We start from the raw sequence: 23,645 nt of genomic DNA, 5'->3' as shown, positions 1-23,645 counted from the left end.
CTACCAAACGCTCAAATAGCCCCTCCCACGGATTGTTGGGAGGAGGATTGGCCGGTTATGACGAATCCGCCCCCCCTCCGCCCCGGCAAACGGGTGGGGCCGGTTTGCTACACAATCTGCCGGAAGCGATTAGAATGCCTATTAGTAGAGGCGATCGGCCGAGCCGGGGGGCGTGTTGCGCCCGTCGAGACTGGGTCGTTGATTACCGCGTGGCTTGCGACAAAGCGGAACCGATCTATGGCGAAGACCGCCACCATCTGGGGCATCGACATCGGCAATTGCGCGCTCAAGGCGTTGCGCTGCCGCCCGCACGAAACCGACGACCGCAAAGTCGTTGTCGAGGCGTTCGACTATGTCGAGTACCCGCAGCTTCTCAGCCAGCCCGACTCGGATCGCGAGGAGCTGATCCGCGAGGCGCTCACGACCTTCCTCTCGCGCAATGACGTCAAAGGGGATCGGGTAGCGCTGGCGGTGCCTGGCCAGAGCGGCCTGGCGCGGTTCATCAAGCTGCCGCCAGTAGAAACCAAGAAGATCCCGGACATCGTCAAGTACGAGGCCCGTCAGCAGATTCCGTTCGCGCTGGAAGACGTGGTCTGGGACTACGAGACCCTAGCCGGTGGCAGTGTCGATGAGGGCTTTGCCCTCGAGACCGAGATCGGGCTGTTCGCGATGAAGCGCGATCAGTTGGCCCGATCACTCGAACCGCTCCAGAACGCCGGCATCGAGATCGACTATATCCAGCTAACCCCGCTGGCTGTTTACAACTACGCGTGTTTCGACCGCATCGGTCCGCTTGTTGCCGAAGACTATCGGCCCGACGCTCCCCCGGCCCCGATCGTGTTGCTCTCGATCGGCGTGGACACGACCGACCTGGTCGTCACGAACGGGTATCGGGTGTGGCAGCGAAACATCCCGCTGGGCGGAAGCCACTTCACCAAGGCGCTGACCAAAGAGCTGAAGCTCACGTTCAGCAAGGCGGAACACCTCAAGCGCAACGCCACCAAGGCGGAAGACCCCAAGGCCGTCTTCCAAGCGATGCGGCCCGTTTTTAGCGATCTGTCGGGAGAGATCCAGCGTTCGCTGGGCTTCTACGCCAGCAATCACAAAACGCCCGATCCGACCGAGGTCGTGCTGCTGGGCAACGCCGCAAAACTCCCCGGTTTGCAGCGTTATCTGGCACAAAACCTTGACCTCTCGATCACCGGTATCGAGGACTTCGAGTTCTCGACTCTGGTGGGCGGCAGCGTGACCGCCAAGCCGGCGTTTGAAGAAAATCGGCTGAGCTTTGCGCCGGCCTACGGACTGTGCCTGCAAGGTCTGGGCAAGAGCGAGATCTCGACCAACCTGCTGCCGGCCGAGATCGTCACTCAGCGCCTGATCCGGGCCAAGAAGCCCTGGGCCGCGGCAGCGGCAGCGGTGCTGCTGGCGGCAATGGCCGCTAACTACGCCGGCTACGTCGGTGCCTGGAGCACGGTCGATCCTAAGGATGGCTGGGAGCCGGCATTCGGTCAGTCGAACGCGGTTGCCTCGAAGGCGTCGAGCGGCGAGAGCGAGAACTCAACGCTCGTCACGCAGTTTGAAGAACTGGGGACGATCGCCACCAACCTTCAGAGCAACCGCGACGGAAAGCTGCTGTGGATCGAGCTGCTCAAGGCAATCGACGCCGCCATGCCGCGCGACGAACGCCCCGTTGATGAACGGCTGCGCACGGCCGAAGACGTCACCCAAAGGACCGAGCTGCACATCAGCTCGATGGACTGCCAGCAGTTTGAAGACCTTTCTCTGTGGTTCACGGGCGTCCAGACGCAGTACGAAGACATGCTCCGCGCACGCGCCGAGCAAGACAGCGAGAACGAAGCGGACAAGCCAGCCGAACCCGCCGAAGAGACTGAAGTAGAAGCCCCGCCAGAAGCCGACGCCGAGCCGTCCGTGGGCGGGTTCGATGTTGGCGTGGAACCAGGGGCCGAAGGCGAAGGGGCCGGCGGTCCGGCGGGCCCGGGTTGGGTCATCCAACTGACCGGCTATCATTTCCATAACGACGGCGTTCTTGAAGGCGAGCGCTTCGTCCGCGAGACGCTCATCGAGAATCTCGAAAACGGAACGATCGAGCTGCCGGACGGCCCCGGCGGCCAGATGATCGAGGTCAGCTTCAAAGAGCTGGGTATCGACTTCCCGGTTGTGGTTACACGCAGCCGAATCGTGGAAGTCGAAGCCGACCCCGACGCGGAAGAAAGTGATTCACCGGCGGGCGGGCGAGCCGGACGCTCCTCGATAGGCCGATCAAGCTCCCGACGTTCGATCGGGCTGGGCTCGGAAGAAGGCGGTGCGCTCCGCGGTGCCGCGGGTCTGCCCGACGAGCCGGAGCTTTGGAAGCTTCGCCGCTACGATTTCATTGTCCAGTTCGTCTGGAAACCAACGCCCCGCACCGAACGCCAAGCCGTCCGCGATGGAGAGAGTACCGCCAGCACTGAAGAAAGCTTCGAGTAGCCGTCCCCCTGCGGATCGCTCTTTGGCAGAACGTCTCTAACCGCCCTCATCAATCTCACGACAGTTAACGCCCGTCGCTCGATATGGATCAACTTCGCGTCGCATTCACCTGGCTCAAGCGGTACCACTTCTGGGTGCTCGCGCTGCTTGTGGTGGGCCTGTCCGTAGGGGCGTGGTTCAGCGCAGCCGCTGCGCTGCAACAGCAGTACACCGCCGCCAAGGGCAAGATCGAGGGAGAGTTCTCCAAGCTGCGCAGCGTTTCCGGCAAGTCGTTCATGCCCAACGAAGACGTGAACGCCAAGCAGGCCAACGAGAATCGTGAGTTCGCGGCGCGGGTCAAAGCCATCTGGGATGAGCTCTACAACTCGCAGAAGGAATCGGTTTTGAAGTGGCCCGATCAGCTCGGAGCCGCCTTCGTTCGGCACCTCTCGGGCAAGTCCTTTGGCGACCCGATCGGCCTGGACTATCGCAACCGCTACTTGAATTACATCAAGAAACGGTTCCCCGATCTGCTGGCAATCATCGACGCCGAAGAGCTCGAATCCAGCGGTTCTGGCGGCGGTCGAAGCAGCTTGGGCCGATCACGCTCGCGTATCGGCAACCTCGACGAAGGGGGAGAAGGAGGGCGCGGAGGCAGCCCGGGTGTCGACGTCGAAGAGCCGCAGCACATGGTCGACTGGCTCGATCAAGACACGCTGCGTTCCCAGATGGATTTCGCAGAAACCCCCTCGTCGGTTCAGATCTGGGTGACTCAAGAAGACCTCTGGGTTTACGAAACCCTGCTCACTGCGATCGCCAAGACCAACGAGGCGACCGGCTCGAAACGTCAGTCGAAGGCGGCCGTCAGAGTGATTGAGGAGCTCTCGGTGGGGGCCGCAGCGATCCGCGATACGCCAACCGCCGGAAGGCTCTACGTTCCTGAGGCTGGTGACGGAGCTGGTGGCCGAGGATTCAGCGAGGGGGGCGGATTCAGTGAGGGCGGCGGATTCAGCGATGGGGGTGCCGGTTTCTCGGAAGGCGGCCGCGGCTATCCCGGTGAGGGCGGTGGCGGGCTCCCGGGAGAAGGGGGAGGTGCTGCTGAGCTGCTCACCAACCGCTACCTCGATACGCAGGGTCTACCGATGGCAGTCGAACCCGACAGCTACAGCTTTGGTGTTGAGTACAAGCGGCTGCCGATTCGCATGTCGCTCGAAATGGACCGCCGCTGGCTCAACGAGCTGATCATTCAGCTGGCCAACGCCCCGCTGCAAGTTGAAGTCGATCAGGTGCGCATCAACGCCGAAGGGACTGACAACTTCCGCACAGGCAGCAACAACACGGGAAGCGGAGCTGACGTAATCACCTTCGATCGCACGCCCAACATTAGCAACGTGGTGCTGCAAGGATCGGTCTACATTTTCAATCCCCCCGACACGGGACGTATGGAAGTAGCGGCCGGGGGCGAAGAATCGCTCTGATTGGCGTTTCCCCTGCCCCGTTGCCTTGGTGTGAGGGGCAAATCACCTCTCCGCTTCCGCCTTTACGAACAACCGACTGCAGGAATCTCGTTCGATGAACAACAACCGAACCGGCGGCTTGAAGCATCTGCTGCTCGCCCATTGCGAGAAGGTCATCGTGCTCGGCGTGCTGGGCGTAGCGGGGTATCTGCTCTACGCCTCAACAGGTATTGAGAGGTACTCGAAAAAGACGGCCGATCTGTCCACCGAGGCAACGCAGACCAGCAGCCGGTGGGACCAGTTCAGCTGGTCGGAAGCCCCGGAAGAGAACGTCAAGAAGTCGTTCGATCCGTCAAACTCGAGCTCATCGGAGGTCGATCGCACCGCCTATGTCCCGGCCAAGCCCCGTGACTGGAGCCGCCCGGTGGTGCCACCCACGATCGATCGCGTCGATCCGCCGTTGCTCGCTGCACAAGACGTGGAGGGGGTGGGGGTGACGGGACTGATGGCGTTTATCAACGAAGACATCATTCGCCAAAGACAGCTGGAAGAGCAGCGGCGCGAAGCGGAAGAGGCACGCCGCCGCCGCGAGGAACAAGAAAACGCCACCGATGAGCCAGGCAGTCGCCGCCCGGGCAACCAACCCGAGGAAGAGTCCCAAGGGCTCCGTCCCGCTGGCTCGCTGCGGGGAGACTCGAGCATCTCGATGGACGGCGACGAGCTGATCCGTACCGTCTCGTGCGCCGTGGTGGTCGCCAAGGCCCCGCTACTTGATCAGTACAAGATCTACAACGAACAGCTAGAGAACGCGCGCGGATACAACCCGGCCAATGATTACCCCATGTACCGAGGGTACTTCGTCGAACGAGCTGAGGTCCGTGAGGGCAAAACCGGTCAATGGTCGCGTGTGCCGGTCACCGATGGTCAGGGGCGCACCATCGGCCCCGCCTTCAACGAGAACTCGCTTGAGCGGCTGACGCAAGAATGGGTGGCGGGGGCGGAAGAGCAGATGGATCCGGCTTACGAAGACCCCGCCTTGACGATGCCCCTACCACCGCTCGTGGGCGAGTCCTGGCCGTCGGGAGTGGTCCATCGCGACGTGCCGCTCGCCATTGAGACCGAGGCCGCGTTAGAAGCGTTGGAGGGAGAGCCCCTGGAAGAGGAACAGCCCGACGGAGTCGATGAGCTGGGCTTCGGCGGCAATACGTCGCTCAATCCCCGCACTTCACGCCTGGGTGGCAGCCGAAGCATGCCCCGCGAGGGAGGCCGCTCGATGCGTGGCGGTAGTTCGATGCGTGGCGGTAGTTCGATGCGTGGTGGCCGCTCGATGCGCGGCGAAGAAATGGGGCCCCGCTCGATGTCGCGTAGCCCCGGACAACCGGGCACCGGCGACGAGCCCACGACACCTTCTTTGATGGTCCGCTTTTTTGACTTCACGGCTCAGCCCGGCCGCCAGTATCGCTACCGCGTGCGCCTGGTGCTCGCCGACGTGAACAACCCGCAGCTCGTTTCACGCAGCTACCTCGACGCCGAAGCCGCGGCTCGTGTTTCTGACAAGAAGTACCGCAGCTACCGCTTCACGGAGTGGAGCGAGCCGAGTCGGCTAATCTCGATCCCCATGGCGGGCGATGTCCACATCACCGAGGCCAAGCTGCCGGCCAAGAATCAGGCCAACAGCGAAGGGCGCGTCACCTTCTTGGTACAAGCCTACGACGTGGACGAGGATGGCCGAGCGACCCGATCGGGCATCGAACAGTCGGTGCCGATCGGCAACGTGATGAACTCGACACAAGACGCCGAGGTGGTGTCGCCCGATCAACGGTTCATCATCAAGGCGGACGATTTCGTGTTTCACACGGGCATCACGCTGTGCGACTTCACCGGGGGTGATGACATCACACGCGACTACAAGAAGCCGATCCGCACGCTGCTGATGGACGCTTCGGGCCGCTTGTTTGTTCGTCATCAGCTGGACGATGCCGAAGCGATCAACAATCACAAAGCGGTCTTCGAGGCCGATGAGCAGGGCGCTGGAGCGGGCGGCCGAGCCATCTACAACGAAGGGGGCGGCCGCGGACGAGGCGATTTCTAAGCCATACACCCGTTGGCTCGAAGCATGCCGTTTATTGTCTCCCCGCTTGCTTCCGCCGCGTGATCGATCGCTCTCTCCTAGCGGGCAAGTTCTGCTAGCAGCTCTTTTGTTTTTTCGGTGCCCCCAAACCGGGGTTGACGCTTCTCTCGTCCGCGGTTAATTACCCGCCGCCCGAACACCGATCCCGGCAGCGCCAACGCGTCTGTCGTGCTCGGCGGGACACCGCCGACAACGGCTCGCGCCGTGCGTCCAGCGATAGCAACGAATACGACCACGGAGCCGGTAACCACCGGCTGCCGCGATCCAACGCAACAAGGAGAGTTGAGTTGAACGCGACACGGAAGAACGCGCTCGTCCTTATGGCCCTCGCGGCGACGCTCGAAATCGGGCTCGTCACCGCTGAGGCCCAGTCACAGGCCGCACCACCTCAAGAACTTACGACCGAACAATCCCAGCTCAACCGCCAGGCGGTAGACGCGACGCTTAACGCAGCGCGTCGTGCCATGGCGGGCGGGGATTTGGCGGCCGCAGAGCGTCTGCTGACGCGCTGCGAGCAGGCGGGCATCCGCTATCCGATGATCCACATGGGCGACACGCCCGCCAAAGCGCGCCGCGACCTGGATCGACTCAAGGCCGCACAGGGCCCGCTGCCGACGCCGCAGCCTGCGGCTGCCGGCAAGCCGATGCCCAAGCCGATGCCCACCCCCAACTCGGGCGTGACAACGGCGGCGGCTCAAACGGCGATCGGGGCCGCGTCGGGGGTCTCCAATGCTTTGCACGTTCCTGAGAACGACGACACCTCCAACCAGCCGGTGGTTGCTTACGCCGACACGGGATACGGCGGGCCACGTTTGGCGCAATTACCAGCTCCCTCTGAGGTGCTGCCGATCGGTGCCCCCTCGGCACTGAAGCTGCTTGCCGAGGGCGAACAGGCCCTCCGCGACCGCGATCTGGCGGCCGCGGCTGAAAAGTTCCGTGCCGCCAACACGCGCCGCGCTGAGCTGCCGGTCAGCGCTGCCTCGCGTTTGGATGCTCACCTACGCATGCTCTCGGCCGAGGGGGGGACGCCGCCTGCGGCAGCCGAGCCGCTCGCCGAGTCATCAATGCTCGATGCCACCAATGCCGATCAACGGGTTGTTGCCAGCCAACTGGCAACCGCCCTGGGGCAGGCTCAGGTCGAGTCCCGCCGTGTTCGCGAGACCGAGCCGCGCCGATCGCTCGAGATCCTCGAACAGGCCAAGCAGCAGATCGGCTCGTCCGGTCTGCCGCAGACGACCCGTGATCAACTAAATCGGCGGATCGATCGCTCGATCGCCGAAACCCAAAAGTACATCGACGAGAATCGGGCCGAGATCGAGCTGGACGAGCAGAACGCCGCGGTCATGGCCGACATCGAGCGCGACAACAAGCTTGAGCAAGAGCTTGAAGACCGCATCGCCACACACGTGGAAGACTACAACACGCTGGTCGATGAGCATCGCTATGCCGAGGCCGAAGCGGTCGCCAAACGACTGTTTGAGTTGGCCCCCGAGCGGGCGATCGCCAAGCAGATCATGACCAACGCCAAGTTCTTGCGTCGCACGATGATGAACGAGGAGATGCTCGCTCTACGTGACGAGGGGAACTGGGCCATGGGCCACGACATCGAGCGCTCGGCTAACCCGAATGTGTTCGATGGCAAAGAAATGGTCTACGGCGACAATTGGGTAGAAATGCAGAAGCGAAGCAGCCTCTCCGAGTCGAAGACGCTCTCGCCACGCGAGGTAGAGATCTACAAGAAGCTGCGCGACACCGACGTTCAGCTGCGCTATGAAGACCGCCCGCTGGCAGAAGTGCTGGATCGGCTTTCAACGCTGGCCGGGGTCAACATCCACCTGGACCCGCGCGGTCTGGCTCAAGAGGGTGTCTCGAGCGATACGCCGGTGAGCGTGAACCTGTCGAGCGAGGTCTCGCTTCGCAGCGCGCTGAACCTGATCCTCGAGCCGCTCAACCTCGGATTCACGATCCGTGATGAGGTGCTCAAGGTCACCAGCCAAACGCTCCGCGATGGCGACCTAAAGACGGAAACTTACTATGTGGCCGACTTGGTGATCCCCATTCCCAACTTCGTGCCGAGCAACAACATTGGCCTGCAGGGGCTCATCAACGACGCCCTCGCCGCGGCACCTTATGGGTCGGGCGGCGTGATGGGGGGCGGCCCGATTGCCCTTGCCAACCAGCGACAAGCGGGCATGCCCATGGCGGGCGGCTCGAACAATCCGGACGTGATGGCGCAGGCCTTCAGCCCCGGCGCAGGCGGCCCCTCGGCCAGCACCCCGCTCAGCACGGGCCCTGGCGGCCTGGGCGGTGCTGCGGCCGCTGACTTTGACTCGCTCATCGATTTGATCGTCTCGACGGTTGCGAGCGACACTTGGGCCGAAAACGGCGGCGGCACGGCGGAAATCCGGCCGTTCCCCACCAACCTCAGCCTTGTTGTCAGCCAGACACAAGCCGTCCACGAGCAGATCGCGGATCTGCTCGAGCAGCTCCGTCGTCTGCAAGATCTCCAGGTGACGATCGAGGTTCGCTTTATCCGCTTGAGCGATGACTTCTTCGAGCGGATCGGCATCGATTTCGATATGAACATTAACGACAACACGGTCGGCACGGACGACCTGGCGGTTGGTGCTGCGTTTGAGACACCGCGCCGTGGCTCGGTGGTTGGTGCCCAGGCCCCGCTCGCCGGCGACCTGGCGACCGTTACCGCAGACCTGGACGTCCCCTTCCGGCAAGGCAGCTTCGACGTGGCGTTGCCAACGTTCGGCGGGTTCAATCCAACGCAAGCGGCCACGTTCGGTTTCGCGATTCTCAGCGACATCGAGGCCTACTTCTTGATCAACGCCGCCCAGGGAGATTCACGCACCAACGTGCTGAACGCTCCGAAGGTGACCTTGTTCAACGGCCAGCAGGCATTCGTCTCGGACACCTCGCAGGTGCCCTTCGTCATCAGCGTGATCCCGGTGGTCGGCGAGTTTGCCGCTGCTCAGCAGCCGGTGATCGTCGTCCTGTCAGAGGGAACGCTCATGTCGATCCAGGCCGTGGTGTCTGACGACCGTCGCTACGTCCGGTTGACCGTGGTGCCGTTCTTCAGCGAGATCGGCGACGTGGATACCTTCACGTTCGATGGTCAAACCACAACCAACCGCTCGTCGACGAGCTCCTCGACCGACACCGACGACGACGGCACCAACGAGAGCGAGGGCAATTCGTCGGACCAGGGCACGATCATCGCCGGCACAACGGTTCAGCTGCCGACCTTCCAGTTCGTGTCCGTGGTCACCACGGTCAGCGTGCCAGACGGGGGTACGGTGCTCCTCGGCGGAATCAAACGTCTCAATGAGGGTCGTGAAGAGTTTGGCATCCCGCTGCTATCGAAGGTGCCTTACATCAACCGACTGTTCCGCAACGTGGGTATCGGCCGCGAGACCGATAGCCTGATGATGATGGTCACGCCCCGGATCATCATCCAAGAAGAAGAGGAGCAGCGACTGGGTCTTGCGACCCCGTAGCGCGGGTCTGTGGGGTGTTCGAGCCCTGCCAGACAAAAATCGTTCTTGAGCCGCCGGTGGGTTGCCTGCCGGCGGCTCTTTTTGTTTCTAAAGGGGTAGTAGTCGCGCGATCGTTTCCGCCCCCCCACCCCCGCGAGTCTGAGATGAACCGAGGATTGCTCGCCGCCGGCGTGCTCGGAGCCACCGCCGTAGCTCTGGGGGCCTGGGCCGAACACGGGTTGGCAGGAACCCTGGTCGCGGGGGGCTTCGAGGGCGAGGCCCTCGCACGCCGAGTCGACAACTTTCAGACCGGGGCCCGTTATCAACTGGCAACCGCCCTGGCGCTGCTGGCGCTAAGCGTCGCCGCAGCGCCGCTCGGCAAGCAAGTGAAAAACGCTGCGGGGCTGCTGACCGCAGGCGGCGTGCTGTTCAGCGGGCTGCTCTATGCTCTGGCCTTGGGTCCCGTCTCGGTTCGCTGGCTGGGTGCCGTCGTGCCCCTGGGGGGGCTGGCAATGATTGGGGGCTGGTCGCTCCTGGCGTGGGTTGGCTGCCGTAAGCAGGCCCCGCCTGGTGATCCGGTCAGCGCTGATCTGGTGCGGCTCGAAGAGCTGCTCACCCATCAGCAGCAGCTTTGGCAGGACCTGGACGAGGTGGTCACGTCGCTCCGCAATGAAACGGACAAGACGGCCCTGCGTCTCTATCGGCTTGAAGAGGCAGCCCGGCAGCTCATCGACACGCAACGCAGCGCCGAGGAAACCACCGACGAACGGCCGCCGCACTACTGACGGTACCTCGGCAAAGCCTTGCGGGTTCCAGGACGTCCAGCGGCTGGCTATGGTGTCGCCCAGGGCTCAGCGGCTTTCGCCAGGGCCCCTCGTCCGTCTTCTCTCGCTTCGCTCGGCAAACGGCCCGCTATGGTCTCTCCCAACGCCCGACTCGGGCTGGTTCTGTTCGCGGTGTATGTCGTTTTCTACACCGTGTTTGTGATGGTCAGCGCTTTCGCGCCGCAAACGATGGAGGCCACACCCTTTGGCGGTGTGAGCCTAGCGATCACCTCCGGCGCAGCGCTGATCGCCCTGGCGATGGTACTCGCCGCGATCTACGGCGTGCTGGCCAAGAATCCGAAAGACAGCGAGGCCCAGCCGTGATCTACGACGTTTCTGTAACCGCCCTGGCCATCTTCTTGGCGTTTGTCGGGCTGACGCTGGCGATCAGCTTTTACTTCGGCTCGCGCGCTAAATCCGCTGCCGGATACTTTGCGGCCCACGGCCAGATCCCCTGGTTTGTGAACGGCATCGCCTTCGCCGGCGACTACCTCTCGGCGGCATCGTTCTTGGGCATCTGCGGCATGATTGCCTTCTACGGCTACGACGGGTTTCTCTACTCGATTGGCTACTTGGCGGGCTGGATCGTCGCGCTGTTGGTGGTTGCCGAACCGATGAAGCGGTTGGGGAAGTTTACCTTTGCCGACGCCCTCAATGCCCGGTTCCAATCACGTGGCATCAAGATCATTGCGGGCGTTAGCACGCTGGCCGTGAGCCTCTTTTATCTGATCCCCCAGATGGTTGGTGCCGGGGTGCTGGTCCAGCCGCTGCTCAATCTGCCCCATTGGGTCGGGGTGGTGATGGTCGGCGCGGTTGTGATCCTGATCGTGGTGACGGCCGGCATGGTATCGACCACGTGGGTACAGTTCCTCAAGGGCGCGTTGCTGGTCGTCTTTAGCGCGGTGCTGACCCTAATGGTGCTGGGGCGAGGCTTCACGGTCGAGGACGGCGGAGCCGACGGGTACGCCTTCCGCACACTTCCTCTACAGCCAGCGATAAGCGGCGGAGAAGACACCGTTGGTCCCGCCCTGATCGAATTCCCGGGCCTGCCGGGAGAAACCGTCTTGCCGCCCGCAGGGGGCTGGTCGGGCAGCCCGTTCGTCCGCACCCGCAACGCAACCACCGGTGCCATCACGGTCTGGAACCTGCGTGAAGAAGCGGATGGCAGCCGCGTCCTCGACGAAGGGCAATCGGTCACCAAGACGGCTGAGGGGCGAACCCTCATCGGCGGCTTGCCCCTGGGGCGCGGCCCGGGCGAAGCAACCCTTCACCCCGTCGGGCGTGTTAAGCGGCTCCCCAACAACGAAACGGCCTCGGGGAAACTTGGGGCCCTCGGATTTTTTTCGACGCTCCAGCAAAGCGAAATCGTCTTGTGGCGCAGCACGGTCATCGCGGAGCCGGACGGCGGCGTGACCACCGTTTACTACCAGCAACCGACCGCAGGCTCACGTGTGCTGCGTCCGGGCGAACACCCGGCGTTCAGCGGCATCCGCTCGGGTAATCTGCTCGATAAGCTGAACTTTATCTCGCTGATGCTCGCGCTGTTCGGCGGCACGGCCTCTTTGCCCCACATCCTCATCCGCTACTACACCGTCAAGGACGAGGCAGCAGCGCGTAAGAGCACAATCGTCGGTATCGCGTGCATCGGCTTCTTTTACGTCTTGACGCTCTATATGGGACTGGGGGCCATGACCAGCGGAGCCCTCGACCCGACCGATTCCAACATGGCCGCTCCGCTGCTCGCCAAGAGCATGAGCAACACACTCTTCGCGGTGATCTCGGCGATCGCTTTTACGACCGTCTTGGGAACGGTCAGCGGACTGATCCTGGCCTCGGCCGGTGCGGTCACCCACGACCTGCTCGACAGCGTTCTCACCGAACCGCTCCCGGATGAACGCAAGGTGTTCGTCGCCAAGTGCGCCTCGGTAGTCGTCGGGGTGCTGGCGATTGTGTTGGGCATCTTGTTCAAGGGAATGAACGTAAGCTATCTGGTCGGCTGGGCGTTCAGCGTCGCGGCGTCGGCCAATCTTCCCTCGCTGATCATGCTGCTCTTCTGGCCGAAGGTCACCAAGCAGGGCATTATCGCGGCCGTCACGATCGGCATGGTTAGTTCCCTGGCGTGGATTCTGCTCTCGGCCGACACCTACGCCAAGATCTACGGTCTGCCCGCTTCGGACGCCTGGGCCCCCTTCAGCCAGCCCGGCTTGGTCACGATTCCGCTAGGTTTTGCGACCCTCGTTGCGGTTTCTCTGCTGACACAGCCCCGCACGATGCCAGCCCTCGAGGTCAGCTAAGCCTCAGGCGGCTAGCGGCAGATCGAAAAGTCGCTTACCCGATGCCTCGAAGCGGATTGCCCAGGCCAAGGGTTGCATCGAGCCGTATCGCCTAGCCCGCCAATTTAGCTGGCAACCGAGGAGGTTGTGGGGGCAGAGAGCTTCGCGGAACGCGGCGCGGGCGTTGACGAGGCGTCGTAAGACGTCAGCTTCTCGGCGGGATCCGCTTCGCGACGGGCGTACAACGCAAAGAAACAGGGGACGACTACCGTCCGCACAAAGAACGTATCCAGCAGCACGCCGAGTGCGAGGGCGAACCCTAATTCCACCATGCCCCGCAGTGTTCCCGTGGCCATCGAAATAAAGGTGCCGGCCATGATCACGCCGCAGCTAGTGATAATGCCACCAGTCTGGACGATCGCGCGTCGCAGACCGGCTTTGAGTCCCAAGCGGTTCTGTTCTTCGATGACCCGCGTTGCCAGATAGATGTTGTAGTCTTGGCCAACGGCGATCAGGATCACGAACAGGAAGATGGGCGTCTTCCAATCAAGCCCCTGAAAAGCCTCGCCGTAGAGCGCCTGAAAGAAGAGGCTCGTCGCCCCGAGCGTCACCCAGTAGCTGAGTAGCACCGTTACGATCAAGTACACGCAGACCAGCGGTCGGCGGAGGATCACAAGCAGCACCAGAAACACGGCCGATACGGTCGCGATCTGGATCCGCCAGCGATCGCGGTTGGTGACCTGCTCCAGGTCGCGCATGCCCGGCGTGACCCCGACTAAGTGGAACTCGGCCCCGAACCAGGGGTTGGGCTCCCCCTCGATGGTGGCCTGTTCCGCGAAGGTGTGTAGCGCTTCTGAGAGGCTCGGCATCTGCTCGCGGGCTACGCTCGAAAACGGATCTTGCGATAAAAGCAGCGACACTTGGGTCACCTTGCCGGCGTACGCCCCCCCGTGCGAGACAAAGGTCTCGGCCGTGAGCGGGCTGCCGGCCACCGCCAAGTCATGCAGAGCGCCGCCGCCTAAGAAACGCCGCTTCTTGGGGTCTCCGCCCGTCGGCAGATACAAGCTGCGTACATCGGCAACGCTTTCTTGCTCAAACAGCAAGGAATGCAACGGAGCAATGGCGTAGCGTCCCTCGTTGGAGGAGAGATCCAGAGGAGCGCCCTCTTTGGTCTTGGTCCCGTCGGCCAGACGAGCGATCACCTTCATCGGCGCGATCGTCCCCTCGCCGAAGAAGGTCCGCACTTGCTCGGCCCCCCGCACCGAGGTCCGTTCGGGCGCCAAGTCCGCGACAAAATCGTGCGTTACCCCGACACCGGCACCCAGGTAGATCAGCGGTGCAGCAAGCCATGCCGACAGCGCCATGATCGTCACCGGACGCCGCATCACCATGTCGGCCACGGCTCCCCATAGCCGGGCGTCGCTGGGCTCGGTTGCGTCACGGCCGCTGCCACGCTCCTCGGGCGCGGGAGGGCGCACCGGCCAGAAGACGACCGGACCCATGGCCCGCAACAAAGCCGGAGCGAACGTCACGCACGCCGCGAGCGCGACGAGAATACAAACACCGATGGTCGGGCCGCTGTTCGAGAATTTGCCATACTCGGCAACGATCATCATCGCCAAGCCGACGATGGTGGTGAACGCGCTGCCCGCCAGGGCATCGCCCACCCGCGCGAGCGCTCGTCCCGGTGCGACGGACCAATCGACCCCTTCGGCAAGCTCTTCTCGATAGCGCGCAATCAAGAACAAGCAGTAGTCGGTCCCCGCCCCAAAGAGGATCACAACAACGAAGATCTTGGAGGTGGTGAAGATCTTGAAGTCGGACCAGGGATAGTCACCCGGACCGAAATTGTCAGCGAGCAACGCGACCAGATCGTACGAAACCGACATCGAGACCGCGATCGTCGCGAGTGGGATCAGCACCAGTAGCGGGGCTCGATAGATAATGATCAGGCACAACAGCACGAGCACGATCGTCGCGACCTCGGTGCTGGCGAGACTCTCTTCGATCGAGAGTCGCAAGTCGCCGCCGATCATCGCCGATCCGGTCAGACCGACGTCGAGCCCCTCGGGGGCCTCGACCTGCAACTCGTCCAGCAACGACTCGATCCGTTCAAGGACCCGCGCGTTCTCAACATCCATTAAACCGGTGGTGGTGTTGGCAACCACCATCGCTGCGGCACCGTTGCGCGCAAGCATCATGTCGCCAACAACCTGGGTGCGTTCGTCCCAGACGTCGAGGATCGGCAGTCCCTCCGCGGTGCGCAGGGCTTCTGCCACACGCAAACCGAAACGGCGATCTTCGCTCACGATCGGCTCGCCGCCACGTGAGAGAACCACCACGGCTTGGCTCTTCGACTTCTCGTCGGGGAACGCGGCCTTGAGCAACGCCTCTCCCTGCAAGCTATCCACCTTGGCGGGCAGATAATCGAGATCGCCGTCGAGCGCAATCGCTTGCCATGAGGGGGCCACCATCTTGAGCCCCACCGCAAGCAGCAACCAGGCCAGCAGGACCCAGCGCCAGCCCTTGTTCACGGTGTCTGCGAGTCGCTCGACCAACATAAAGCGTTGCTGAGGGACAATCCTTGCGGGCGATGCTCGGCGACCTCGACAAAGCCGAGGCGAAGCTTGCGGGACGGTACCGAACTCGGCGAGAGAAGCGGCTGTCTACGGCACAATAAGCGTATCGAGACGCCGGCCGGGTGGCTACGGGCTCGTAGGTTTACTCTCCACAGGAAGTGATCTGGCGAACACCCCCAAATGGCTAGCCGCGACACGCTGCTGCCCCGGCTGCTTGTCGTTGATCGGACGATTCAAGAGAACGGCTTTGCCCGTTTCGTTGGCAATCGCCAGGGAGGTGGTTCCCCCGCCATCGAGATTCAGGCCCTCTTCGTAACCCAACAAGCCAATCATTTTACCCAGCTCCTCCAGTGTAACGCCCTCGCTGTAACCGGGTTGGCGGCCATCGACGACCAGCAGCAAGAGTTCTGCACCACCGCGACGTAGGGCAAAAGCGGAACGCGGGTGTACACCGTCCAAAACTTTTTCGGGCGTCGTCTCGTCACGCACCACTTTGCCCTGTGCGAGCACCACTCCAAAACCGCCCACAGCGGTGCTAACCCCGCTGAGGTCGATCGGCGGCGACTCGATGGCGGCGGTTGGTCCGCGGAAGACCAGCGCTGCTCGGTCGGGCTCGCCCGGGACTTCTATCGGCGAAACGACTACGCCGTGGGAAACGACAAGTCCCGAAACATCTTGTGTCTCGCCTTCCTTCGCGCGGCCCGGTCCGAAAGGCGCGCCGTTGATCGCGATCTGACAAGCCTGCTGCTCGAGGAAGGTCGTGGTGTAGCAGCCATCGACCTCGTCGGGTCGTTCGCCGTTGTCTGAATTCGCAACGACCGATACGCCGTCGGCCAACAGATCGACCTTCGCCAGATGAACCCGCAGCGGCCGCGGCTGTGTGAGCGTGAGCTCAGCCACGGCGATCCCCTCAAAGACGTCCCGCCAGCCAATCGTTTCGGGGAGATCAAACGGGGGGGTGTCCGCCCGCGATTCGCCAACCAAAGCGAACATCAGGCAAGCAACCGCTACGCGGATTCGCATGTTAATAATCGCACAATTAGGGTGTCGCGAAAGCAATATCCAACACGCCGGCGGGCGGAGTTTGCAGGGGTCCCCCCCTCTGCTCGGTGCCAAGCGATTAAGCTGTCTGGCACGTGGTGGGGCCCCCGGTTTACGCCTGTGGCTGACGAGACAGACTTCCTAGCCTCATTCGATCGATCTCCGATGACAAGCCTCGATTGCTTTGCCCGCCTGTTATTTGTGGCCTGCGCCGGCCTCGGTTTTTGGATGACGCCACTTTCGGCGCGGGCCGAAGCGGATTCCGGATCGCAGCTCGCCGCGGAAGCCAGCGCTGATCCGGCCTCGCCAAGTTACGACTGGGCCGAGTCAGTGGGTCGGCTCCTGGGCACCCTCTTGGGTGACGCAGACCTGGCCGAAGAGGAAGAACCCTCGCCCGTGCTCGGTCAGCAAGCGCCCGACTTTGACCTAGTCAACCTGCAGGGCGATTCCGTGAGGCTCTCCGAGCTACGCGGCAAGATCGTGGTGCTCGACTTCTGGGCAACCTGGTGTGGCCCCTGCGTGGCGACCTTGCCCCAGCTGCAGGAACTCCACGAATCCGTTGGGGACGACGTGCGAGTGATCGGCCTCAACCAGGGCGAAGACCTTGATGCGGTTCGCTCGTTCGTGGCGGAGAAGAAGCTCTCCTTCGCCCAGTTGTTGGACAACGGCGGAGAGGTCGGCGATACGTTTGGAGCCAACAGCATCCCTCTGACGGTGCTGATCGATCGCGAAGGAACAATCCAAGCTGTCCACTCGGGCTACTCATCGCAGGTCGGCGCGAAACTTCGCTCTCAGATTGAACGGGTTCGTCGCGGTGAAACGCTGTTCGATGCCGAGGCGATCGCGGCGGTCACCGCAGCGCGCGTCGCCCGGCTCGACGCGATCCGCGCACGCTTTGGCCCCGTTAATGAGCACCGGCTTCAAGAGGTCGGTTTCGCCGCCTTCGCGGACGATGCGTACTTCGATGGCATCGAGGGTCCCCAGCGGTTCCGGCTGCCGAGCGGCAATGAAGCGCTGGCGATGCCCATCGGTCAGAACCGCTTGGCGATCATCCCGTTTGACGGCTCCGCAACCGTTGAGACAACGCTCGAGTGGGGTGCTGACTCGCTTGATCCCGATGGCGATCCGATGCCGCTCTGCGGATTCGCTCCGCTGGTGGACGCCGAGGGCCTTAAATGGGTCGCCGCCCAAGAGGTTTATGACGAAGAGTGGGAAACCGTCGGCTTCCTCGTGGGACTCTTTGACGCCGATGGCGAGTCGGTCTGGGTCGAGAAGCTCCCGGCGGAAGGCGACTACTCAAAGATCACGCTTGCCGTGGGCGATCTAACCGGCGACAGCACACCGGAGATTGCCTTGCAGGAAGAACACTATGGGGCTTTCAACCTCACCGGCGCCGAGGACTATCTGCACGTGTTGTCGGTACGCGATCTTTCGGGCGAGTTGCTAACGCGGCGCTGGCTAAGTGGAAACGACGGCACCGGGGTGTTCATTGTTCCGTCGGAAGAGGGGGGACGCCTCCTGGTCAACTTGCGTGATGGGGCCGTTTTTTTACGGCTGAACGGTGCTGCCGAGTGATTCGACCACGAATCTGAGTGGGCAGATTGCAGCACGCAGAATGCGTCAATTCGACACAACTTGCGTTCGACGCACCGATCGGTCATGTATTAACTCTATGAGTTAACTGCGGCCATACTTTGTTGCGTTTGTTAGCCACGGTGAGCTCGCGGCGATCGTTTGCTCCTCCGTTGCTTCCCGTAACGGCGAAGGATTGCCCCCCGCCCGTGACACCTCGGTAGCGCACCCGCTCTGCTATCCGAGAATTCACGCCCTGCCCCACCGCCCTGCCCCACCGCTCTGGCCCACCAGCGATCCATGATGTTCCACGGCAGCCGCAACGAAGCACGCCGTCTGCTCGGTCTGTTTGAGTTCTCACAGGCAAAGACCCTTGTAGCGACCGCCGGCTGCCTTGCCCTGGCAGCCGTGATCGCGCTGGTGCCCGTGTACGAAGGGCTTAGCGAAGCGGGACATCGAGCGCTGTTTGTACTTATTTTCTGCGCAGGCATGTGGGTCACCGAGGCGATCCCCGCGTTCGCCACCAGCCTGCTCGGCATCGGCTTGCTGATCGCCCTACTGGGTCGGCCCGATGGCGTCTTCGCAACGGGCCCCAAAGACTGGGAAATGTTCCTGGCACCCTGGGGTAGCCCGCTCATCTGGCTGTTCTTCGGCGGCTTCTGCCTGGCTGAGTCGGCGGCAAAAACCGGACTCGATCGCTGGTTGGCTACGCGGGCCCTAAGCTTCTTCGGTGTGAAGCCCGCATGGGTCCTCTTGGGGGTGATGCTGGTGACAGCGGTCCTGTCGATGTTTGTCTCGAACACCGCGACCGCCACGCTAGTGCTCGCGATGATGACACCCATCTTTGCCGCCCGCATGGCGAGTGACCGGGTGAGCAAGGCGATCGCTCTGGGCGTCGGGTTTGCGGCCAACATCGGCGGCATGGGGACCGTCATCGGAACGCCTCCCAACGCCATCGCCGCTGGTCTGCTCAGCAGTACTGCCGCACCGATCAATTTTTTAGAGTGGATGATGATCGGGTTGCCGCCCGCGGCTGCTCTGCTGGCCATCGCTTGGGGTTACTTGGTGATCTTCTACCTGGGCGACTCGGCCTTTTCGGAAAAGCATCCGATCGTTTTCGAGTCGGTCTCGGGCGGAAAGCCGATCCCGGCACTTCGGCAGTTGATCGTGGTGGGCACGTTTGTCGTTACCGTTGGATTGTGGGTCACGAGCCCGCTCCACGGATTGCCAACCACACTGATCTCGTTGGTGCCGATCACCTCACTCACCGGGTGTGGCATCTTGTCGGGCAACGATATTCGCAAGCTTCCCTGGGACATCCTGTTGCTCATCACCGGAGGGCTATCACTCGGCGTGGCCATGGAAAAAACGGGCCTCGCGACCTGGGCCGTTAGTCAATTGCCGCTCGAAGGCCTAGTGCCGCTAGCGCTGGCGATCGGCTTCGGCTACGTGGCGGTCGTCATGTCGAATCTGATGAGCAACACCGCCACCGCCAACCTGGTTGTGCCGATCTCGATCGCCGTGCTCACGGCCACCGCGGGTTCCGATGTGCGGCTGGCGGCGGCGGTCGCGCTCTCCGCCTCAACCGCCATGTGCCTGCCAATCAGCACGCCGCCCAACGCAATCGTCTACGGATCCGGTCATGTTACAACACGCGATCTGATTGGTGGCGGGCTGCTGGTGGGCCTGCTCGGCCCGGTGATCGTGTGCCTGTGGGTTTATCTGGCGCTCGGCTGGCTCTAACGCAATCGCCGCACCTACGAGCCGCATAGCACGCAGGTCGCGCATTGGCTACCCGTTCAGCGCTTCGCAAATAGAGCCAAATAGAAACCGGCGAGTTGCCGATCGGGCAGCACCCGGAGTGTTCTTGTTAGGTCCGAGGGCAAGGACTTACCGCGCCAGTTATGGAGTCCCGGACGCGCTGTGGCAACGGGCAGCTCAAGCGGGGTCAGCTCGATCGCCGCCCCCATCCGGCGCAGCGTGTGTGCTACCACCAGCTCGTTTTCTTCGGGCGCAAAGGAGCAGGTGCAATACAGAACCCGGCCCCCTGGCTTCGTCGCGTCGAGTGCCGAGCGTAGCAGCGACTTCTGCTTACGCGCACTCTCGGCAAGCTTGCGCGGTCCCCAGTACGCGAACGTCGCGGGGTTGCGCGGATCGAACCGCGCCTCGCTGCTGCACGGCGCGTCGAGCAGCACCGCATCGAAGCGGGCCGGCGTTTTACGGCCCACCTCGCGGCCATCGTGCGGATAGACACGCACAAAGCCGTCCGCCCCACAGCGTTCGAGATTCGCACTCAGCTTGAAACGCCGTGGTCTTACGGGCTCGACCGCCGCGAGTTCTCCCTCGCAAAGCATCCGGGCCGCCAGATGAAGCGTCTTGCCTCCCGGTGCTGCCGCCAGATCGAGCACCGACTCGCCGGGCTGCGGAGCGAGCACCCAGGGAGCCAGCATGCTGGAAAGGTTCTGCACGTACAGCGCCCCCGCCGCGACCTCTGCCGAGTTCGTAACGAGGGGCTTTGCTTCGGGCGCAATGGTTGCCGCGGTGGTCAGCCACGGGCACGCTTCGGACACGACGCCGAGTCCCGCGAGCAGGGTGCCGATCGGCTGCTGCGTGCGGAGCGGGTTGGCCCAAACGCCCGGTCGGCGGTCGCTGCCAAACGTGGCGAGCACGGCGTCGGCTTCGTTGCCAAAAATTGCGCGCAAACGCTCCACAAACTCGGTCGGCAAGCCGGGCGAATCGTCCGTCACGGTTTCGGCAGGGGGTTCGAGGTAGCGTGCACACTCCACTTGAGTGTCATGCGATCAGCCCTTTGCGCGAAGCGTCAGGCCCGGGCAGGCGGGCTCCCGCCGATCGGCTAGACTGCCCGCTTGCGTTGCGATGTCTACCCCCACTGACCGCCGTGAGTTCGCCAAGTTGTCCGCTCGTTACCGCACAACGCCCGACCCCCAAGAAACTCGCATGCCCCGCGGCGTGCCCTATATCGTTGGCAACGAAGCCGCCGAACGGTTCAGCTTCTACGGGATGCGAACGATTCTCTATGTGTTCATGACCGAGCACTTAACCAGTATCGGTGGAGAATCTGCGGTGATGGACATCCGGGACGCGACCATCTGGCAGCATAACTTCATGACGGCGGCTTACTTCTTCCCGCTTCTGGGAGCCTTCTTGTGCGACACGCTGCTGGGAAAGTATCGCACGATTCTGTGGCTCTCGATTCTCTACTGCGTCGGGCACGCGGTCATGGCGTTGGTGGATCTGCCACATCTGACGGGCGTTGCGCCCCAAGCGGCATTGTGGTGGGCGCTAGCGCTGATCGCGTTCTCAACTGGCGGCATCAAACCGTGCGTTTCGGCCCATGTGGGCGATCAGTTTGGGGCCGGCAACCAACGACTGATGTCGCGGGTGTACCTGTGGTTCTATTTCTCGATCAACCTGGGGGCGACCGCTTCCACGCTGTTGACTCCCGAATTGCTACGCAACTTTGGGCCCGGCGTGGCCTTCGGCGTGCCGGGCGTGCTGATGGCGATCGCGACGCTCGTCTTTTGGCTCGGCCGCAACGAGTACGTTCACGTGCCCCCCGCGGGGATCGGCTTCTTCCGTGAGGCTTTGAGCCGTGAGGGGATTGGGGCCGTCGCGAAGCTGATCCCCTTGTTCCTTCTGCTGGCCGTATTCTGGTGTCTCTTCGACCAAACCACTTCCACCTGGGTAGAGCAAGCCAAAAACATGGATCGCAACGTTTTCGGTTATGAGATCGAAGCGTCTGCCCATCAGGCCGCGAACCCGATTCTAGTCATGCTGCTGATCCCGCTCTTTACGCAAGTTGTGTACCCGCTAGTGGAGCGCCGCCTCACGCTAACGCCGCTCCGCCGGATCGGTGTCGGGCTGGCCATCGCCCCCTTCTCGTACTTCATCATCGCCGGGATCCAGTCGCAGATCGACGCCGGCGCGACACCCCACTTAAGCTGGCAAACCCTCGCCTACGTGGTCATCACCGCTTCTGAAGTGCTGCTCTCGGTGACGGCGTTAGAATTCGCCTACACACAGGCACCGCCCAAGATGAAGTCGTTCGTCACCGGCATCTACTGGCTCAGCGTTGCGCTGGGTAACGAAATGATCGTGCTGGTAAACTCCTACATCAAGGAGCAACAAGCAGCCGGATCCGTCGTTCTCGAAGGAGCCGACTACTTTCGTTTCTTCGCTTACGCCATGAGCGTGACCGCTTTGATCTATCTGGTCTGGGCGGCCACTTACCGCGGGTCTGCTTACCTGCAAGAGGCAGCGGATCCCGCCGACTCTTTGGTTGCTTAGCGGGGCATCTCTTCTTTAGCAGAGCGATCCGAGCGCGGCAGCGATTCACTTACCGATGCAAAACTTGCTGAAAATCTGATCGAGCACCTCGTCTGTCACGATCTCGCCCGTCACAAGGCCAATGGCGTCCAGGGCACGACGCAGGTCGAAGGCCACGAGCTCATCTCCGTAGCCGCAGCGTGCCGCCTCGGCGGCCGTCTTCAACGCCTCACGCGCAGCGGAGAGGCTCTCGGCACAGCGGCCAGCGGTTGTGCTGACAACGCTGGCAGAAGCGGTTTCGATCGTCCGATCCGCCAAACGCTGTGCGATGGCCGCGGCGAGTTCAGCCAAGCCTGCCCCCGTAACCGCCGAGGTGTTGATCGTCCCCTCCTGGGCCGCTTGTGCTCCTCCGCGATCGACCATCGTGAGCACCGTAAGCGCTTCGGCAGCGCCTCCGGGGATGACCGTTCTCGTCGCAGCGGGCGTGCAGAACACCTCAAGATCGAGCGAGCCCCGCTTCGCACGGCTTTGCTGACGGGCCTGCTCATCCACCACGTCGATCGGCTGCTTTGCCCGATTGCTGCCCTTGTTATCGCCGGTGCCCTCGTCGTCACCGGTGCCCTTGTCGTCGCCTGTATCCTCGTCGTCGCCGGGCGTATCGATCAGACTAAAACGCATGCCGGCACAGCTCAAAACGGCGACGATCTCGTCACGGGTCACACCGGGCTGATCCGCGACAAGGGCCGGTCGGCAGCGTTCGCCAACGCCATAGCGCTCGACCAAGGCGTTAAACAGTCGGCTTTTTCCCACGTTGGGCCGGCCCACTAGCGCCACCCGAGGGGTCGCCGCTGTTGCACCGCGCTGCTGGGTTTGAGCAGCAATCCGCTCGATGAGTTCAGCCGACTCGGTGAGACGCCGCGCTAGGTCGTCTGCCTCGACAAACCGCACGTCTTCCTCATCCACAAAGTCGAGCCCCGCTTCGAGATCGGCCAACAGGTCGAGCAGGCTGCCACGCAACGCGGCGAGTGGCCGAGAAAGGCCGCCGGCCATCTGCTCCAGCGCGACGCTAAGCATCGTCGTGTGGCGGGCATCGATAACCGCCAGCACGGCCTCGGCCTGCAACAGATCGAGCCGACCGGCAAGGCACGCCCGCAGCGTAAACTCGCCCGGCTGAGCAAGTCGGGCACCGGCGGCGAGGCACGCCGCGATCAAGGCCTCGACCACCGGCGGTGATCCGACCGTGTGCAGTTCGGCGGCCGGTTGTCGCGTGTAGCTCCGGGCGTCGGGCCAGATGAACACGTCGCACGGGATCGCGCGTGCCGCGCCGCCGATCGGCACGCGGATCGCCACCGTCCCAAAGCGTCGCGCGACCGGTGTGGTAAGCGAACGATCAGCGAGTCCAGCGACAAGCTGCACCGCCTGCGGTCCGGCGAGGCGGACAATCGCCCGCTCCGCCGGCCCGTTAGGCGTTGCCGCGGCGACGATCGTATCGTTCTCGTCGGCGACGTAACTCAAACGAAAAGGCTC

The 23,645-nt window shown here is 63.0% G+C and carries 14 protein-coding genes; 10 read left to right on the top strand and 4 right to left on the bottom strand.

From position 1 onward, the window contains the following. The first annotated feature begins 237 nt into the window (after positions 1–237). The 7 genes from pilM (at position 238) to Pla111_RS00990 (ending at position 12,660) form a co-directional block, all read left to right on the top strand. Positions 238–2,487, top strand: coding sequence for a type IV pilus assembly protein PilM (pilM, locus tag Pla111_RS01020; RefSeq protein ID WP_197524648.1), 2,250 nt, complete (start codon positions 238–240; stop codon positions 2,485–2,487). A gap of 83 nt (positions 2,488–2,570) precedes the next feature. Next, positions 2,571–3,944 (top strand): hypothetical protein, encoded by a 1,374-nt coding sequence (locus Pla111_RS01015; RefSeq protein ID WP_146570518.1) that lies wholly within the window; start codon positions 2,571–2,573, stop codon positions 3,942–3,944. Positions 3,945–4,038: 94 nt separating this feature from the next. Next, positions 4,039–6,015 carry a hypothetical protein gene (locus Pla111_RS01010; RefSeq protein ID WP_146570516.1) on the top strand — a complete coding sequence of 659 codons (1,977 nt, stop codon included), beginning with the start codon at positions 4,039–4,041 and terminating at the stop codon, positions 6,013–6,015. 326 nt (positions 6,016–6,341) lie between these two features. Then, positions 6,342–9,563, top strand: coding sequence for a type II secretion system protein GspD (locus tag Pla111_RS01005; RefSeq protein WP_146570514.1), 3,222 nt, complete (start codon positions 6,342–6,344; stop codon positions 9,561–9,563). A gap of 143 nt (positions 9,564–9,706) precedes the next feature. Then, the gene (locus Pla111_RS01000) at positions 9,707–10,327 is read left to right on the top strand and encodes a SlyX family protein (RefSeq protein ID WP_146570512.1); all 621 of its coding nucleotides are present in this window, start codon (positions 9,707–9,709) and stop codon (positions 10,325–10,327) included. A 129-nt stretch (positions 10,328–10,456) separates the two neighbouring features. After that, the gene (locus Pla111_RS00995; RefSeq protein WP_146570510.1) at positions 10,457–10,690 is read left to right on the top strand and encodes a DUF485 domain-containing protein; all 234 of its coding nucleotides are present in this window, start codon (positions 10,457–10,459) and stop codon (positions 10,688–10,690) included. Then, entirely contained in the window at positions 10,687–12,660 is a 1,974-nt protein-coding gene (locus Pla111_RS00990) for a sodium/solute symporter (RefSeq protein ID WP_146570508.1), read from the top strand. Before Pla111_RS00995 ends, Pla111_RS00990 begins: the two co-directional genes overlap by 4 nt. Positions 12,661–12,764: 104 nt before the next feature. Here the strand turns inward: Pla111_RS00990 and Pla111_RS00985 are convergent, their stop codons facing one another. Next, positions 12,765–15,200, bottom strand: coding sequence for an MMPL family transporter (locus Pla111_RS00985; RefSeq protein WP_146570506.1), 2,436 nt, complete (start codon positions 15,198–15,200; stop codon positions 12,765–12,767). Between the two features lie 144 nt (positions 15,201–15,344). Next, the gene (locus tag Pla111_RS00980; RefSeq protein WP_146570505.1) at positions 15,345–16,241 is read right to left on the bottom strand and encodes a phosphodiester glycosidase family protein; all 897 of its coding nucleotides are present in this window, start codon (positions 16,239–16,241) and stop codon (positions 15,345–15,347) included. Between the two features lie 183 nt (positions 16,242–16,424). Here Pla111_RS00980 and Pla111_RS00975 point away from each other — a divergent pair, with 183 nt between their 5' ends. Beyond that, the gene (locus Pla111_RS00975) at positions 16,425–17,834 is read left to right on the top strand and encodes a TlpA family protein disulfide reductase (RefSeq protein ID WP_197524647.1); all 1,410 of its coding nucleotides are present in this window, start codon (positions 16,425–16,427) and stop codon (positions 17,832–17,834) included. 297 nt (positions 17,835–18,131) lie between these two features. After that, complete coding sequence (locus Pla111_RS00970; RefSeq protein WP_146570501.1) at positions 18,132–19,574, top strand: SLC13 family permease; 1,443 nt, start codon at positions 18,132–18,134, stop codon at positions 19,572–19,574. A 56-nt stretch (positions 19,575–19,630) separates the two neighbouring features. Here Pla111_RS00970 and Pla111_RS00965 read toward each other — a convergent pair whose 3' ends face one another. Next, positions 19,631–20,578 carry an RsmB/NOP family class I SAM-dependent RNA methyltransferase gene (locus tag Pla111_RS00965; RefSeq protein ID WP_197524646.1) on the bottom strand — a complete coding sequence of 316 codons (948 nt, stop codon included), beginning with the start codon at positions 20,576–20,578 and terminating at the stop codon, positions 19,631–19,633. 130 nt (positions 20,579–20,708) lie between these two features. On the opposite strand from Pla111_RS00965, the gene Pla111_RS00960 reads away from it, so the two are divergent. After that, a complete protein-coding gene (locus tag Pla111_RS00960) occupies positions 20,709–22,139 on the top strand; it encodes a POT family MFS transporter (protein ID WP_146570497.1) in 1,431 nt (476 codons plus the stop codon). A gap of 45 nt (positions 22,140–22,184) precedes the next feature. On the opposite strand, the gene Pla111_RS00955 is transcribed toward Pla111_RS00960, so the two are convergent. Beyond that, positions 22,185–23,633 carry a tRNA modification GTPase gene (locus Pla111_RS00955; protein WP_146570495.1) on the bottom strand — a complete coding sequence of 483 codons (1,449 nt, stop codon included), beginning with the start codon at positions 23,631–23,633 and terminating at the stop codon, positions 22,185–22,187. Positions 23,634–23,645 lie beyond the last annotated feature (12 nt).

Source organism: Botrimarina hoheduenensis (assembly GCF_007859815.1).
GTDB classification, from domain to species: domain Bacteria; phylum Planctomycetota; class Planctomycetia; order Pirellulales; family Lacipirellulaceae; genus Botrimarina; species Botrimarina hoheduenensis.
Note: the sequence above shows the minus strand (reverse complement) of the source record. Positions and strands in the feature narration are given on the sequence as shown.